The organism is Streptomyces sp. NPDC096152 (genome assembly GCF_044763235.1).
Lineage (GTDB): Bacteria > Actinomycetota > Actinomycetes > Streptomycetales > Streptomycetaceae > Streptomyces.
On record NZ_JBIWFW010000009.1, the window covers coordinates 213080 to 228518 of the forward strand.

Genomic DNA, 15439 nt, shown 5'->3' on the forward strand with positions numbered 1-15439 from the left:
TGGGGGGCGGGGGCGCGGTCGGCGCCGGTCAGTGGCGGCCCGGGGTGAACACCAGGTGGCGGTCGGCCGGCGAGTAACCGCTGAGGGTGACGGTCGGGCCGTGGGTCGGCAGCGACGGATCGGGGAAGTCGGCCGGGACCGGCTGCCGGCCCTCCGGCCGGCGGTCCACGGTCGGGAACTCCAGCGGGAACGGCGCACCCGTCTCGATGAGCCGCTGGTAGAAGTCCAGCCACCGCGTGTTGTCGAAGCTCACCGCGGCGATGACGCGGCCCTGGTAGCCGTACACCCCGATGAACCGGCGCTCGGCGAGCGACCCCTGCGTGATCATGACCTGGTCGCCCATGGAGGGGACGCCCACGGACTTGATGTTCACCCCGAACTGCGAGGACCAGAAGGCCGGCACCCACATGTGCGGGCGCCGCTCCGCGCTGGTGCTGATCATGTTGTGGGCGGCGACCTCGGCTTGTGCCACGGCGTTGCCCCAGTGCTCCAGGGACAGGAACTGGTAGCCGAACAGCGGGTTCGGGGAGCGGGCGACGTCACCGGCGGCGTAGACGTCGTCGGTGACGATGCCCCGGATGTCGAAGGCCCGGCAGCCGGCGTCACAGGCGATGCCGCGCGGACCGGCCCCGAGCCCGGAGCCCGCCAGCCAGTCGGTGTTGCGGGTCGCGCCGAGCGAGACCACCACGACATCCGTCTCGACGACACTGCCGTCGGAGAGGTGGGCGGCCCGCACCCGGCCCGCAGAGTCGCCCTCCAGGCCGGTCACCATCACCCCCGTGCGCAGGTCCACCCCGTTGTCCCGGTGCAGGTCCGCGGCCACCGCCCCGATCACTCCGCCCAGGGCGCCCACCAGCGGCGCGCCCGCCCGCTCCGCCACGGTGACCGCGATGCCCCGGTCCCGGCAGGCCGAGGCGATCTCCGAGCCGGTGAAGCCGGCGCCGATGACGAACACCCGGCGCGGCCCGGCCCTCATCCGCCGGTGCAGCCGGACCGCGTCGTCGCGGGTGCGCAGCACGAGGACCCCGTCCAGCTGGGCCTCCGACTCCTTCGGCCAGGGACGGGCACGCACTCCGGTCGCGATCAGCAGCCGGTCGTATGGCACCTCGTCCCCGTCGGCCAGCCGCACCCGCTTGGCCGCCATGTCCAGCCCGGTCGCCGCCACCCCCAGACGCCAAGTCGCCCCGACGTCCCGGCGCCGCGGCAGCTCGGTGTGGTCCGGGGACGCCCTGCCCAGCAGCACCGCCTTGGACAGCGGCGGCCGGTCGTACGGCTCGTACGGCTCGTCGCCGATCATGGTGAGCGCACCGGTGAACCCCTCGTCGCGCAGCGTCTCCGCGGCCCGCAGACCCGCCAGCGAGGCGCCCACGATCACGATCCGGCCCTCCCGCCGGAGCCACTCGTGGAACTCCTCAGCGGCCATCGGACACACCCCGGGCGGCCTCGGCGGGCGAGCCGCCCGCGCCGTCCAGCCCCTCGACGGTGATCGCCTGGACCGGGCAGGCCGCGACGGCGCGCGCCACGCCCTCCCGCTGTGCCGCCTCGGCCCGGGGGCTGTAGACGAGCGACTCCTCGCCGTGCAGGGTGAAGACGTCCGGCGCGAGGAACGCGCACTGCGCGTATCCCTGGCACTTGTTGAGATCGACGACAAGCCTCATCAACGCTCCGCTCTTCCGGCGGCCAGGCCCGTGGGCCCCCACCCGCTCGCGGCACCCTCGGACGGCGGTCACCTCCCCCACGCCAGCATCGGAGCCCCCACCGCCCTCCCGCGCGCCGGGGCACGCCGAAGGGGTGACCGGTCGGGGAGGCCGCCGCGCCGTGAGCGTCACGACGCGCCGGCGACCGCGGTCCGGGGGCGGCGTCCTGGACATCCAGGGGGAGCCGTCACTTCCGGTAGCCGAGGATGGTCATCATCCCGGACTCGGAGTGGTACTGGTTGTGGCAGTGGAGCATCCACAGGCCGGGGTTGTCGGCGTAGAAGTCGACCACCAGTTTGCGGTGCGGCAGCACCGCGGCCGTGTCCTTGCGGGCGCCGGCGGCGTCGATGCCGGTCATCGCGAAGGTGTGGCCGTGCAGATGGAGGGGGTGCCACATGTTCGTGGCGTTGATCAGGGTGAGCCGCACCCGTTCGTCCTCCCGGATGGGATGGCGCTGCTCCACGGAGTAGGGCCGGTGGTCGAAGTTCCAGTCGAACCTCTTCATGCTCCCGTGCAGCATGATCCGGATCTCGCGGTCGGGTTTGCGGACGCTGAAGGCCACGGACTCGTGCGGAACGAGACGCTGGGCGGGCACCAGCCGCCCGTCAAGCTCCCCGGGATACACGGACGCCGGGGGGGCATCGCCCCCCTTGCCGGTGCGCAGCAGGGCCAGTGCCCTGGCCTCCTTGCCCTCGGCGAGCGCGACGAGGGGGAAGACCCCGTCCCCGGCGGTGACCAGCACGTCGTAGCGCTCGGCCATGCCGATCAGCAGCGCGTCCGTCGACTGGTGCTCGACGGGGTAGCCGTCGGTGTGCGTCACCGTCATCCGGTGGCCGCCCAGCGCCACGCGGAACGCCGTCTCGGCCCCGGCGTTGATGATCCGCAGCCGGATGCGGTCGCCGGGGCGGGCCCGGAACACCGAGGGAGCGTGCGGCAGCCGGCCGTTGATCAGGTAGTAGGGGAAGTCCACATGGCCGCCCGGTCCGCCCAGCAGGCGGCTGTGGGAGTACCGCAGGATGCGCGAGGGCCCGTCGGCGCCGTCGAACGACGCGTGCCCGTGCCGGCCGGCCCCGCCGCGCCCGCCGTCCTCGCCCGAGTCATTCGTCCGGCCCATGTCCATCCCCGGCATGCCGCCGCCCAGCGACCTGAGCACGGCGTCCGGGGTGGAGCCGTCCACACCGTCCACCCAGTCGTCGAGGATGACGACCCACTCCTTGTCGTAGGACAGGCGCTCCCTGGGGTCGTCCACGATCAGCGGGGCGTACAGTCCGCGGTCGAGCTGCATCCCGAGGTGCGAGTGCAGCCAGTACGTGCCCGGGTGGGAGACGGTGAAGCGGTAGCGGAAGTCCTCACCGGGCCGGATGGCCGCCTGGGTGAGGTCCGGCACGCCGTCCATGTCGCAGCGCAGGCGCACCCCGTGCGAGTGCAGGGTCGTCCCCACGGGCAGGTGGTTGGCGAGCGTGAGGTCGAGGATGTCGCCCGCGGTCACGCGGACCTCCGGACCGGGCACCGAGTCTCCGTACGCCCATGACCTGACGGTCCGTCCGCCCAGGTCGAGCAGCGTCTGGGTGGCGGTGAGCCGGAACCGGCGCACCGCACCGCCCTCGCGCTCCCTCTCCACGGCCAGCACCTCGGGATCCGACGGGTTCACGTATCCCCCCGGACCCTCGGGCACGAAGCGGCGGTCGCTGTGGCCGGTGCTCCCGGGCGCCGGGGCGGCTGTCGGGCGCGCGGAGGACCTCGGGCGCGCAGAGGTGCTCGGACGCGCAGAGGTGCTCGGACGCGCGGGGGGGCCCGGGCGCGGAGCGGAGTCCGCTTCGGTCTCGGTCCCGGTGCAGGCGGCCAGGGCTCCCGAGCCGGCGGCCATGAGCGAGGCACTGAGCAAGGTACGCCGCGAATAAGTGTGCATGACGGAATAACACACGTTGTGGGACGTAATGTCCTAGATCTGAGGCGGCGCGTCCGATGATGTGGGTCCGCAATTTTGCGTGTTCCTGAAACTGGACGGGCGCGCGACCTCCGGGAGCCGGACCGGGCCCCTCGCTCGCGACGGACGCCCGGCTCAGGCGGTTCCGCCCGCCCCGGCCGCTCCGGTAGTGACATGCGCGACTCAAGCGGCTCCCGCCCTGCCGGGGCGTCAGCACCCATGAGATTGCCATGAATTCGTGAGGCGGTTGAACACAGCGGGGCCCCGCTCCGTATGGGACCGAGGGGAACCCATGCCCGGCCGGCCATGACCGCGTAGGAGTAGTGCCTTGAGACGCAACACGCGCAGACGACCCACAGGCCCAAGACGTGCCACCTTCGCGGCGGTCGCGCTCATGCTGGGCGGGGGTGGGCTGGTCGCGGCCAACGTCTACGCCTCGGCCAGCGAGGGCGCCTGGCCGGGACAGTCCACGGTCCGGACCGACCAAGCCGGGCAGAGCTGGGCCTCGGGGGGCGCCACCATCGACTGCCCGGACGTCGGCACCCGCCTCACCGACGTGCCCGAGGGCGCGCGGGAGACGGTCGACGAGCAACTCGCGGCGCTGGACGGGCAGATCGCCAAGGCCTACCAGCAGGTGCAGGCCTCCGCCCAGGCCGGGCAGCAGGACGAGAGCGCCGTGCAGAGCGCGATCATGGCCCCGCTGAAGGAGGAGCGCGCGGCGACCATCGCGCGCATCGTGGACGCCATCGCCGGTTCAGGGGACCGGCCCGAGGGGCTGGAGGGCCTCGCGGCCTGCACCCTGCGCACGTCCTCCGGCCAGGGCGACGGCGCGACGCCCGGCCAGGACCAGAGCGGCGACGGCCAGAACCAGGGACAGGACCCGAACCAGGGGCAGAGCCAGGATCCCAGCCAGAGCCCGGGGCAGAACCAGGGAGGCGGGCAGCAGCAGGGAGGGAACGGCGGACAGGCCGGCAACGGCCCCGTCGCCGCGGACTACGCGGACATCACCACCGTGCAGCCCAACGTGCCCAGCCCCCGCGACCAGGCGGACGCCTCCACCGGCACCTTCTCCTCCGCCTGCGGGGTGAACGCGAACGGCCTGTTCAACTCGGACAACGTCATCGTCGCCCCCGGCGTCACCAACGGCGCCCACCACTTCCACGACTACGTCGGCAACCAGGCCAACAACGCCTTCGCGAGCGACGACGACCTCGCCAAGGGCGACACGACCTGCGAGGACAAGGGCGACCGGTCCACCTACTACTGGCCCGTACTTCGACTGCAGAACGGAACGCGGGAGCGGGACGCCGACGCGCCGGGCGGCGGCACCGAGGGCAACGCGGGGCGGATCGTCACCCCCAAGCAGGTGACGCTCACCTTCGTGGGCAGCCCGCGCGGCAAGGTCACGGCCATGCCGCGGCTGCTGCGCATCATCACCGGCGACGCCAAGGCCTTCGTCAACGGCCCCACCAACGCCAACGCGTCCTGGAGCTGCACCGGGTTCGAGGACCGGCAGTTGAAGGACAAGTACCCGCTCTGCCCCCAGGGCAGCGACGTCGTGCGCACCTTCAAGTTCCAGAGCTGCTGGGACGGCCGGAACATCGACAGCGCCAACCACCGCACCCACGTGGCGTTCGCCGACGCCGAGGGCGCTTGCCCGGCCGGATTCCAGGCGATCCCGCAGCTGGTGCAGCGCATCGTCTACGCCGTCGACGCCCCGAGCCTCCAGGACGGCGGCCGGACGACCCCGCTGTTCGCCGTGGACTCCTTCCCCGAGCAGCTGCACAAGCCGGTCACGGACCACGGCGACTTCATCAACGTCTTCGACGAGAGCCTCATGCGGGAGATGGTCGACTGCATCAACGGCGGCCGGAAGTGCGGCGCCGGGGCCGGCCAGGGCTCGCCGTCACCCAGCGAGGACCCGCAGCAGTCGCAGCAGCCCCAGGACCCGCAGCAGTCGCAGAACCCGCCGGACCAGCCGACGCCGGCTCCGGGCGCAACGGCCGGTGGGGGCAACGGAGATACGGCCGGCGGCGGTGACGGCGGCGGCAAGGGCGACACCGGGGACAAGGGCGGCAACGGCGGCGGCACCGGGGACGGGCAGACCGCGCAGCCGCCGGCCGCGGAGCCCGCGGGCGGCGATGCGTCCTCCCCGCCCGCCACGGTCCGGCCCAAGGCCTACACGACACCGTCGGCGTCCCGGACGGCCGAGGGTGCCGGCGCGCAGGCCGGCTCGGGCAGCGACGGCGGCAGCGCCACGCAGGCGCCGCCCCCCGGAGCGCAGACCGTACCGCAGACGGCCGGCGGAAGCCTCGCCGAGACCGGCGCCCAGCTGTGGCCGGCCGCGGCCGGGGCCCTGCTCGTGATCGCGGGCTTCGTGCTGCTGCGCCGGATCAGGCGCACCGGCATGTGACATCGCGACGGCGGCGGGGCCCGTGGGACGGGTTCCGTCGCCGTCGCGTGTCTCAACGCATCACCGATCTCCGGGCGTTGTTGTAGAGGCGGAGCAAGTGCTTGGCCACCGCGCACGGAACGGTGTCCGCGTTGCACTGACGGCAGGTGCGCATGTGCTCCTCGTAGTCGGCACGCGCTTGCTGCAGGGCCTCGCCTTGAGACGGCATCGGAAACCTCGCACTGGGAGTGTTGGAAGGCACACGGAGCGCTCAACTTGGCTGTGGGGAGCACCCAGTCACGAGAGTTGATCATGTTACTCGCGGTACAGGGAAGCCGGCGGACGACGGCATTCCGCCCCGGTCGTGAGACCGCCCGGTCAGGCGGCCGCGCCGTCCGCGAGACGGTGCAGCAGCCGCGGCAGAGCGGTCCCGATCGGCTCCCGCACGACCTCGTCGGCCTGTTCGTCGTACGGTGTCGGCTCGGCGTTGACGATGACGAGGCGGGCGCCGTGGTCGGCGGCGAGGCCCGCGAGCCCGGCGGCGGGCTGCACCTGGAGGCTGGTGCCCACGGCGATGAACACCTGGCACGCCTTGGTGATGGCCACGGCCTCGCCCAGCACCACCGGGTCGAGCCGCTCGCCGAACATGACCGTCGCGGACTTCATGATCCCGCCGCACGCGCGGCACGGCGGGTCCACCTCGCCCGCCTCCACCCGCGCCAGGGCGTCCTCCATCGGTCCGCGGGCGTGGCACCGGGTGCACACCACGCTCCGCGCGGTGCCGTGCAGTTCGAGCACCTTGCGCGCGGGCAGCCCGGCGAGCTGGTGCAGCCCGTCCACGTTCTGCGTGATGACCCGGACCGGCACCCCGGACCGCTCCAGATCGGCCACCGCGTGGTGCGCGGCGTTCGGCTCGGCCCGCAGGGTGCGGTTCCGGCGCCGCATCTGCCAGGAGCGGCGCCGGATCTCGGGATCGCCCATGTAGTACTCGTACGTCACGAGCTTCTCGGCCTCCGGATCCCGCCGCCACAGCCCGTTGGGTCCGCGATAGTCCGGAATCCCGGAGTCCGTGCTGATGCCGGCTCCGCTGAGTATCGCGACGAGGGGCTTGGCCATGGCACCGAGGGTAGCTCCGGGCCCGAGGCCGTCGCACCCGCGTTTCCCCCCTCCCGTCCGTTACGGGAGAGGCCGGCGCCGGCGACGCCGGCATCGCGCGGTCACGCCCGGACGGCCAGGTCCTTCAGCGCCCCGTCCGTCAACCGGTACACCGTCCACTCGTCCTGCGGGCGGGCGCCCATGGCCTGGTAGAAGTCGATCGCCGGGCTGTTCCAGTTCAGGACCGACCACTCCAGGCGCTCGTAGCCGCGCTCCACGCAGACGCGGGCCAGCTCCGTGAGCAGGGCCTTGCCGTGACCGCCGCCGCGGGACTGCGGGCGGACGTACAGGTCCTCCAGGTAGATGCCGTGCACGCCCCGCCAGGTGGAGAAGTTGAGGAACCACAGCGCGAAGCCCACGACCTCGCCGTCGGCCTCCTGCGCCACGTGCGCGAACGCGGCCGGGCGCTCGCCGAACAGTGCCTCCATGAGCTGTTCCGGCGTCGCCCGCGCCTCGTCGAGCGCCTTCTCGTACTCGGCGAGCTCACGGACCAGGGCGTGGATGACGGGGACGTCTGCGGGAGTCGCGGTGCGGATCATGCCCGCAGTGTCACACAACCGGAAAGGTCGCGGCCCCCGGCCCCGGCCGGAGGACGGCCGGGCCCGACGGGCCGGGCGCCTACCGGGGCAGGCAGGACAGCGTGATCCCCGCCTCGCGCAGCAGGCGGCGTTCAGCCGGGGTGAACTGCGGGTGGGCGAGCGGCGGGCGCAGGGGGCCGGCCGCGGCGGACAGCAGCACTCCGGGCCGCAGGAGGGAGGCGGGGGAGGCCTGGAGGGTGAGGACGTCGGTCAGGGCCGTGGCGGCGCGGTAGGAGCCGGTCGCCGTGCGGGACAGACGGCTCACATAGCGGTCGAGGAGCCGGTCGGCCGGGTTCGGGTCGCGGCCCGTGGTGGTCGGGTAGTGGATGTCCTGCCCGGTGGCGAGGGCCCACGCCACCTCGACGGGGCGGGCGACGGCGCGCTGGGCCCGGCGGGCCAGTCCGGCGCGCGGACCGGAGGCCAGCGAGGCGCGCAGCGCCAGGGCGCCCTGCGCGGCCACCGACATGCCGTGGCCGTAGACGGGGTTGAAGGCGGCGACCGAGTCGCCCAGTGCGACCAGTCCCTCCGGCCAGCCGGGCAGGCGCTCGTAGTAGCGGCGCCTGTTGGCCGTGCTGCGGGTGACCGTCACGTCGGTCAGCGGTTCGGCGTGGGCCAGCAGCTCGGCCACCACGGGGTGGCGCAGCGTGCGGGCGTAGGGCTCGAAGGCGTCCGGATCGCGGGTGGGGTGCGCGCCGGGCGGGCCCCACAGGCTGACGTGCCAGCGGTCGCCCTCGACCGGCAGGATGCCGCCCGCCGTGGCCGGCCCGGGCCGGCGCGGGTCGGCCGACACGTTGATCACCGGCCAGCCGCGTGTGGGCACGGGGGCGCGGTAGACGCGGCTGGCGTAGGCCAGCCCGGAGTCGACGCGGTCCTCGGCGAGGCCGGTGATGCCCAGTTCGGTGAGCCAGTGCGGCGCGCGGGAGGACCGGCCCGAGGCGTCGACGACGAGGTCGGCGGCCAGGTCCGTCTCGGTGCCGTCCGCGGCGCGCAGGCGCACGCCGGTGACCGCGCGGCGGTCCCCGAGGAGGGCGGTGACCCGGGTGCGCCGGCGCACGCTCACCCGGGGGTCCTTCAGGACCTGCTGGCGGACGGCGAAGTCGGTCAGGTCCCGGCCGGCGGAGACGAGGAAGTGGGTGTCGCGCCGCCAGCGGCGGTACCAGCCCTCGGGTGAGCAGTAGACCATGTTCGTCGTCATCGGCACCCGATGGGCGCCGCACGCCAGGAGCTGGTCGACCGTGCCGGGCAGCAGGGCGTCGATCGCGTCCGCCCCGCCGGAGACGAGGGTGTGGAAGTGCGCGGCCTGCGGCACGCCCGGACGGGGCTCGGGACCGAGGGGCAGGTCGTGGGCCTCGACGATCTCCACGGCGTCGAACCGGTCGCGAACGGCGGCCGCGGCGAGCATCCCGGCGATGCTGCCTCCGACGACGACGGCCCGCGTGTGCGTGCCACGAGGTGCCGCTTCCCGCACGGCGGCCCTGGTGACGGCCGTGGGGACGACCTCCGTGACGGCTCGTGCGACGGCTCGTGTGACGGCTCTCGTGACGTCGTTCATGACGGGCTGCTTTCTGCGGGGGCACGGTGGTGCGCGCGGAGGTCCGACAGTACGGGCGAGGCGAGCGCCTGGGACAGGAGGACCAGATCGCGGGGGCGCCACGGGGGCACCTGGGCGTCCGGTGACGGCCCGGCGCCGGTGCGGCGCCGGCGGGCACCGGCGAGGACGATCATGACGGCGTCGGCCGTGGCGGCGGCGGACCGCGCGTCCTCGCCCCGGTCCAGGGCGGCGGTGTGGGCCCGCTCGCGCACCCCGAGGTCGCAGTACGGGGCCAGGGCGAGCAGCGCGTCGTAGATGGCGGTCCGCCGGCCGGTCAGACGCACCGCGGGCGGGGACCACCACGGCAGCGAGGTGCGGACGGCGCCCGGAGTGGGCACCTGCCGCAATTCCCTCCACAGCGGGCGCAGTTCGCGCAACTGCCGTACGTTATGGGCGACATGGGCGATGCGCGGCCCCGCCAGGGGGAGCGCGAACCCGGTGCAGGCGAGCAGGGCGGAGGGAGCCGCGGTCTGCGGAGCCACCCGGTCGATGAGGAAATCCAGGTCGTGCCCGGTCCAACGGGCGCCGATCGCCACCAGTTTGACGACGTCGTAGCACACGTGCAGCAGATAGGCGGGGGCCAGGATGCGCAGCCCGGCCCGCAGGGAGCCGTGGACCTCCGTCGACCAGCGCCAGCACAGCACGCTCGTGGCCATGGTCGCCACGCCGTGGGCCACCAGGTAGGTGAGGATCATCTCCCGGATGAACGGGGTGCGGGCGTAGTAGCCGTCGAAGAGGGTGAGTTGCTCCACCGGGGCGTCGCCCCACCAGAACAGCACGTTGATCGCGACGATCACGAGACCGTAGGCGGTGACGCACACCCGGGACGCCCGCCGGGTCTGCTCCGGGGGCGCCGGGCGCCAGTTGATGATCAGCAGCAGGCTGGCCCCGGAGAACGCGATCAGCGCCGAATACGCCATCGGGGCGGCGAAGTTGGGTATCCCGGTGAGCCGGTTGATCGTGGCGATGGAGTCCGGGGCGGCGAAGAAGAAGACCAGTGCCCCGGCGAACAACAGCAGGCACACGGCACGCAACAGCATGTCGTGGGGCCTGCGGAAGAGCGCCGGGAGCTTGAGCAGGCAGACCAGCAGGAGCAGGCTCCCGCAGAGGTAGAAGGAGGTGTTGCCGGGGCCGTGGCTCACGGTGCGGTGCGTCTCCTCGGGGCGGCCCTCGCGGGGTGGCGGCTCGCGAACCGGGTCAGGACCGGATGCGGTGCGCGAGGGAGAACCGGATGCGTCCGGCGAGGTTCCTGAGGTCCACGCCGGACCGGGCCTCCGTCCGGGCGGCCCCGACCGCGGTGGCGAACCGCACGCCGAAGAACTCGGCCTCCTCCTCCTGGTGCACGGTGCTGGCGTCGGCCCGCAGGGCGACATGGAGACTGACGTCCAGGGGCCGCTCCGGCGGAGCCCCGGCGCCCTCCGCCGCGCAGACCGCCGCCACCACGTCCCGCACCGCGTCCGCCGCGCCACCGTCACCGGCGCGGGAGGCGGCCGGTCCGTGGGCGGTGAGCGAGCGGCAGTGCCCCTCGAACATGTGCCAGACCTCGTGGCCGACGATCACCAACTGGTGCTCCAGATCCGTGTGCGCCTCGTACGCGATCACGTCGTGAGAGGGGCGCTGGATCCACAGCCCGCTGGCGATGTCCGGCGGGAACGGCGCCGCGTGCAGCCGGACCGGACGCCCGCGCACCTGCTCGACGGCCCTGCCGACGGCCGGTAAGAGATCCTCGTCGCCGTCGGGCAGTTCGAGGGCGGCCAGCAGCCGGGCGGTGAGCCGCCGCATGGCACGAGCCGGCGAACTCACCGCGTCCCTTCCTTCACGTCAAGCTCCAGCAGCGCCTTCAGGGTCGCGTTGAGCACGTTCCACCGCTCCTCCGGCAGGTCGCGCGCCTGCCGGAGGGCCACGCCGCGGACGTCGTCGTACCGGGACAGTGCCTCGGCCAGCGGGTCCGTCTCGTGCTCCAGCCGGCCGAGGACCGGCTGCAGGGCGGCGTTGAGCGCCGGTACCGCCTCCGCAGACAGGAACCCGTTGGCCTGGCCGAAGAAGAACTTCTCGATGCCGGCCTGGGTGGCCGCCAGCGGACCGCACTTGCTCCGGCCGTTGACGATCGCGGAGATCGCCGCGCCGGACGCGCCGAACGACGCGCCGATCTCGCTGTAGGAGTAACGGGAGCCGTCCGGCCGGCGGTGCGTCCGCCGCAGATGCAGGATGCGGGTCCGGATCCGCTCGCCGAACCCCTCCTCCGGGACGTCCTGGCCGCCGAGCAGCGCCGCGACGACCGGCGCCGGGACCCCCGTCTCCCACGACAGCCGGTCCGCGTCGAGCACCTCCGACCGCGTGCGGCCGGACTTCAAGAGGAGCGCGTCGACCCGGCGCAGGGTCTCGGTGAGGGCTGCGTGCGGGGGTCTCACCCAGGGATCTCCCTCGTCTCGGGCGGGCGCTGCGTTCAGGACCATAACCGGCCCGGAAGCCTCCGAACCAGAGCACCACAAGACAAGTTGAGCCCGAGGACAAGCCGTTTTGCCGTGCCGTACAACCGTGCCGTACAACCTCCCGGCCGGTCCTGGAGTCTTATCCGGTGCACGGGATCAATCGGACGTTCTCGAGTATTACCGCTCCAACCGACGGGGGATCACTCATGAGCACGACCCGTACCCTGCCCCGCCGTGGCACGGCCGCGGCCCTGACGGCGCTGCTGGCGACCGGACTCACCGCCGCCGGCGCCTCGGCCGCCCAGTCCGGCGCCCGGTCCGTCCCGCCGCAGACGCGGCAGATCGCGTCCTCGGTGCTCGGCCGCGACTACAGGATCACCCTGACCGCGATCCGCTCCACCGACGACGAGTACGCCGCCTCCGTGCGGCTGCGCGTGGACACGCTGAGCGGCGGCGCCTGGAAGGAGTCCGACCGGGCGACCGTGGGCGCGGTGGACGGCTGGTTCTGGTATCCGCTCACCGGCAAGGGCGCCGTCTGCCGGTTCTCCACCTCCGGCAGCGAACCTGCGCCCGTCGGGGTGAGCCTGCTGATCACGCCGTCGATCGGCTGCTCCGAGCCGCAGCGCTTCGTCGTCGAGGACGGCCGGATCCACGTCGGCTGATCCGGTCTCTCGGCGCGGTGCGGCCTCTCCGCGGTACGGCCCCTCGGCGCTGGTAGGGCGTGCCCCGCCCGCACCCGCCGCTCCCCGCCGTGCCGACGGCGGTCGCCGTCGGCACGGCAGGGCTCTTCCCCGGACCGGGTCGTCGCTCGCCGGCCGGGCCCGCTACCGGGATTCATTCGCAGTGCACCGGGCTTCAGCCTGGTGGTGAAGCGAATCGTGTTGTGGCGACGCGGAGCGTCGCGGATTCCTGGTCGGTGGAGCCGGCCGTCGCGTGCCCACCACCTGCCGCGCGGAGCGCCGCGACGGCTGCTCTGGCGGAGCTGGGGGATGCTCACACGGGCCGGTTCTGCTCCTCGATGCACTGCTTGATCACGGAGAGCGGGGCGCCGCCGACGGTTCCGGCGAAGTAGGACCCGGACCAGAGCTTGTTGGCCCGCCAGTAGTGCTGCACCGGGTCGGGAATTCTCCCCCAGCCTTCGGCCGGGAGATGCCCCCAGATGCAGGCGTCAGGAGGAGACTCCCGTGAGGGAGTTGACGAGCCGGGTCACGGCCATCTTGGGCGGGAAGTTCACCAGGAGGTGGACGTGATTGTCCTCACCGCTGAACTCGCTCAGTTCGCACTCGAAGTCCGCGCACCGCCCGCATGATCTCCTGCATGCGCGTCAGACGAGCATCCGTGAACACCTGGTGCCGGACCATGGTCACGAAGACCAAGTGCACGCATTACGAAAACACAGTGCCGGCCAGTCCTGACGTTCCACATCCCAGCTATCACCCGAATTTGTAGGGTGATCGGTATGCAGCTTCGGTACGGCTTTCGCCTGTACCCGGCACCGTGCCAACGCGCTGCGCTGGCTAGGGCGTTTGGGTGCGCCCGCGTGGTGTTCAACGATGCGGTGCGTGCCCGTGAGGACGCCCGCGCGGCGGGCAGGCCGTTCCCGACGGCGGCCGAGCTGTCCCGCACCCTGATCACCCAGGCCAAGCGGACCGCCGAGCGGTCCTGGCTGGGCGAGGTCTCCGCGGTGGTACTGCAGCAGGCGCTGCGCGACGCCGAGACGGCCTACCGCAACTTCTTCGCCTCCCTCAAAGGTGAGCGCAAGGGCCCGAGGCTGGGCGCGCCGAAGTTGAAGTCGCGCAAGGATTCACGGCAGTCGATCCGGTTCACCGCGAACGCCCGCTGGTCCATCACGCCCGGCGGACGGCTGAACCTGCCGAAGATCGGTGAGTTACGGGTGAAGTGGTCCCGCACCTTGCCGTGTGTGCCGTCTTCGGTGACCGTCATCAAGGATGCGGCGGGTCGGTACTTCGCATCCTTCGTCATCGCCACCGACCCGGCCGCGGATCTGCAGCGGATGCCCGAGGCCGAGGCGAGCATCGGTATCGATCTCGGGCTGGCCCACTTCGCGGTGCTCTCCGACGGCACGAAGATCGACAGCCCCAGGTTTCTGCGCCGGGCGGAGAAGAAGCTCAAGAGGGCCCAGCGGGAGCTGTCCCGTAAGCAGAGGGGATCGAGGAACCGGGAGAAGGCCCGCCGGAAGGTGGCCCGCGCGCATGCGCAGGTGGCTGACGCGCGTCGCGAGTTCCACCACCAGCTCTCCACGAAGCTGATCCGCGAGAACCAAGCGGTCGCCGTGGAGGATCTGGCGGTGAACGGGCTCGCGCGCACCCGGCTTGCCAAGAGCGTGCATGATGCGGGCTGGTCGACGTTCGTGCACATGCTGGAGTACAAGGCGAAGCGGTACGGGCGCACCTTCGTCAAGATCGGCCGGTTCGAGCCCACCAGCCAGGTGTGCTCCGCCTGCGGGCACCGCGACGGGCCCAAGCCCCTCACCGTGCGGGAATGGACCTGCCCCGCCTGCGGCACCGTCCACGACCGGGACCACAACGCCGCGAAGAACGTGAAATCGGCCGCCGGACTGGCGGTGACAGCCTGTGGAGCGCCGGTAAGACCAGAACCCGTTCTGGCACAGCGCGACGAAGCAGGAAGCCACGGAAGCCCGCCCGATGCCCGTGCCGCATAGCGGCACAGCACCGAGCGAGCAGACCAGAATCTCCCTCCTTCAGGAGGGGAGCAAGTCAAGGCAGTTTCGCGAACGGCGACAGGAAGGCCCGTGCCCCGGGCGTGTCCAGCCGGTACGAGACGTTGGTGGCGTAGCAGGGTCCGTCGCCGGTGATGGTCGTGGCCGCGAGGATGTTCCTGCCGCCGATGACCGCGAAGTTGGGGCCGCCGGAATCGCCGTAGCAGGCACCGCCGTTGCCCTGGGGCGCGGTCATGGCGAGGCGCACCCAGGCGTCGTTGAGCGCGTCGAAGGTCACGGGCGCCTTCATCCGCACGCCGCCGCCCGGATGGGTCTGGCCGCCCGGCCCGTTGACGGCCTCCTGGGTGCCGTATCCGGCCACGAACCAGTCGGTGGCGTTCAGTTGCCGGGGGCCGAGGGCGCCGAACTGGTTCGCGGTCGGCAGGGTGGCCGGGGTGAAGGTCCAGCGGGCCTTCATCTTCGCGGCGGGCAGTTCGATGACGGAGATGTCGTGCGGGTCCGAGGAGGGGCCCGGGTAGTCGGGGTGGCTGTGGGCCGTGCCCTGGACGGCGACGGCGTTCGCCTGGGCGGCCGGGTCGCCCGGGAACTGCTTCGCGGCGGCGTCCAGACCGGCCTGCACGTCCTGGTCGAGGGACACGTAGAACTTGACGTTGTCCGGCCAGTCGGTGGTGCAGTGGGCCGCGGTGAGGAACGTGTCCGCGTCGATCATCGTGCCGGAGCAGACCCAGTCGACGCGGTCCGGGGTCGCCGGGTCGTCGTCGTTGTCCCAGGTGGCCACGAGTGCCCCGACCTCGGTGCGTTCGGGGGCGGGCGTCGCGTTGTAGCTGTTGATCGCGGACGACGGCAGAGCGGCGGCGAGCACGGTGGCGCAGGCCGCTGCGGTGACGGCGGTGGCGCGTACGGCGGTCAAGAAGAACCCCTTCGACGGGTGTGGGACGGGTGTTCTCCTGCGGGGGTGAGGGGTAT

General features: G+C 72.6%; 13 protein-coding genes and 1 pseudogene. 3 read left to right on the plus strand and 11 right to left on the minus strand.

Features of this window, described 5'->3' with window-relative positions; genetic code table 11:
* Positions 1–28: 28 nt before the first annotated feature.
* The 3 genes from ACIQ9G_RS29125 to ACIQ9G_RS29135 all read right to left on the minus strand — a co-directional run bounded on the left by ACIQ9G_RS29125 (position 29) and on the right by ACIQ9G_RS29135 (position 3606).
* Positions 29–1423 carry an NAD(P)/FAD-dependent oxidoreductase gene (locus ACIQ9G_RS29125; protein ID WP_403615319.1) on the minus strand — a complete coding sequence of 465 codons (1395 nt, stop codon included), beginning with the start codon at positions 1421–1423 and terminating at the stop codon, positions 29–31.
* Positions 1413–1658, minus strand: a complete 246-nt coding sequence (locus ACIQ9G_RS29130) for a ferredoxin (protein WP_403615322.1) — start codon at positions 1656–1658, stop codon at positions 1413–1415. The genes ACIQ9G_RS29125 and ACIQ9G_RS29130 overlap by 11 nt, the downstream gene beginning before the upstream one ends.
* 226 nt (positions 1659–1884) lie before the next feature.
* Positions 1885–3606, minus strand: a complete 1722-nt coding sequence (locus ACIQ9G_RS29135) for a multicopper oxidase family protein (protein ID WP_403615324.1) — start codon at positions 3604–3606, stop codon at positions 1885–1887.
* A gap of 412 nt (positions 3607–4018) precedes the next feature.
* Here ACIQ9G_RS29135 and ACIQ9G_RS29140 point away from each other — a divergent pair, with 412 nt between their 5' ends.
* Positions 4019–6037: a DUF1996 domain-containing protein gene (locus ACIQ9G_RS29140; RefSeq protein WP_403615869.1), complete on the plus strand. Its 2019-nt coding sequence runs from the start codon at positions 4019–4021 to the stop codon at positions 6035–6037.
* 357 nt (positions 6038–6394) lie between these two features.
* Here the strand turns inward: ACIQ9G_RS29140 and ACIQ9G_RS29145 are convergent, their stop codons facing one another.
* The 6 genes from ACIQ9G_RS29145 to ACIQ9G_RS29170 form a co-directional block, all read right to left on the minus strand.
* Entirely contained in the window at positions 6395–7132 is a 738-nt protein-coding gene (locus ACIQ9G_RS29145; protein ID WP_403615327.1) for an SIR2 family NAD-dependent protein deacylase, read from the minus strand.
* Positions 7133–7233: 101 nt separating this feature from the next.
* The gene (locus tag ACIQ9G_RS29150) at positions 7234–7728 is read right to left on the minus strand and encodes a GNAT family N-acetyltransferase (protein ID WP_403615329.1); all 495 of its coding nucleotides are present in this window, start codon (positions 7726–7728) and stop codon (positions 7234–7236) included.
* Positions 7729–7789: 61 nt separating this feature from the next.
* Complete coding sequence (locus ACIQ9G_RS29155) at positions 7790–9151, minus strand: FAD-dependent monooxygenase (protein WP_403615872.1); 1362 nt, start codon at positions 9149–9151, stop codon at positions 7790–7792.
* Between the two features lie 146 nt (positions 9152–9297).
* A complete protein-coding gene (locus tag ACIQ9G_RS29160; protein ID WP_403615332.1) occupies positions 9298–10482 on the minus strand; it encodes an MAB_1171c family putative transporter in 1185 nt (394 codons plus the stop codon).
* Positions 10483–10537: 55 nt separating this feature from the next.
* Positions 10538–11143 carry a hypothetical protein gene (locus tag ACIQ9G_RS29165; protein ID WP_403615335.1) on the minus strand — a complete coding sequence of 202 codons (606 nt, stop codon included), beginning with the start codon at positions 11141–11143 and terminating at the stop codon, positions 10538–10540.
* The gene (locus tag ACIQ9G_RS29170; protein ID WP_403615337.1) at positions 11140–11751 is read right to left on the minus strand and encodes an XRE family transcriptional regulator; all 612 of its coding nucleotides are present in this window, start codon (positions 11749–11751) and stop codon (positions 11140–11142) included. The genes ACIQ9G_RS29165 and ACIQ9G_RS29170 overlap by 4 nt, the downstream gene beginning before the upstream one ends.
* Positions 11752–11978: 227 nt before the next feature.
* On the opposite strand from ACIQ9G_RS29170, the gene ACIQ9G_RS29175 reads away from it, so the two are divergent.
* Complete coding sequence (locus ACIQ9G_RS29175) at positions 11979–12434, plus strand: hypothetical protein (RefSeq protein WP_403615340.1); 456 nt, start codon at positions 11979–11981, stop codon at positions 12432–12434.
* Between the two features lie 331 nt (positions 12435–12765).
* Here the strand turns inward: ACIQ9G_RS29175 and tnpA are convergent.
* Positions 12766–13197, minus strand: a pseudogene (tnpA, locus tag ACIQ9G_RS29180) (IS200/IS605 family transposase).
* A gap of 34 nt (positions 13198–13231) precedes the next feature.
* Here tnpA and ACIQ9G_RS29185 point away from each other — a divergent pair.
* Positions 13232–14455: an RNA-guided endonuclease InsQ/TnpB family protein gene (locus ACIQ9G_RS29185; RefSeq protein WP_403615342.1), complete on the plus strand. Its 1224-nt coding sequence runs from the start codon at positions 13232–13234 to the stop codon at positions 14453–14455.
* 55 nt (positions 14456–14510) lie between these two features.
* Here the strand turns inward: ACIQ9G_RS29185 and ACIQ9G_RS29190 are convergent, their stop codons facing one another.
* Positions 14511–15383, minus strand: a complete 873-nt coding sequence (locus ACIQ9G_RS29190; protein ID WP_403615345.1) for a trypsin-like serine protease — start codon at positions 15381–15383, stop codon at positions 14511–14513.
* Positions 15384–15439 lie beyond the last annotated feature (56 nt).

Excerpts from the sequence above, each read along its gene's own strand:
- ACIQ9G_RS29125 (WP_403615319.1), bottom strand. The coding sequence starts at position 1,423 with ATGGCCGCTGAGGAGTTCCACGAGTGGCTCCGGCGGGAGGGCCGGATC.
- ACIQ9G_RS29130 (WP_403615322.1), bottom strand. The coding sequence starts at position 1,658 with ATGAGGCTTGTCGTCGATCTCAACAAGTGCCAGGGATACGCGCAGTGC.
- ACIQ9G_RS29135 (WP_403615324.1), bottom strand. The coding sequence starts at position 3,606 with ATGCACACTTATTCGCGGCGTACCTTGCTCAGTGCCTCGCTCATGGCC.
- ACIQ9G_RS29140 (WP_403615869.1), top strand. The coding sequence starts at position 4,019 with ATGCTGGGCGGGGGTGGGCTGGTCGCGGCCAACGTCTACGCCTCGGCC.
- ACIQ9G_RS29145 (WP_403615327.1), bottom strand. The coding sequence starts at position 7,132 with ATGGCCAAGCCCCTCGTCGCGATACTCAGCGGAGCCGGCATCAGCACG.
- ACIQ9G_RS29155 (WP_403615872.1), bottom strand. The coding sequence starts at position 9,151 with ATGCTCGCCGCGGCCGCCGTTCGCGACCGGTTCGACGCCGTGGAGATC.
- ACIQ9G_RS29175 (WP_403615340.1), top strand. The coding sequence starts at position 11,979 with ATGAGCACGACCCGTACCCTGCCCCGCCGTGGCACGGCCGCGGCCCTG.
- ACIQ9G_RS29185 (WP_403615342.1), top strand. The coding sequence starts at position 13,232 with ATGCAGCTTCGGTACGGCTTTCGCCTGTACCCGGCACCGTGCCAACGC.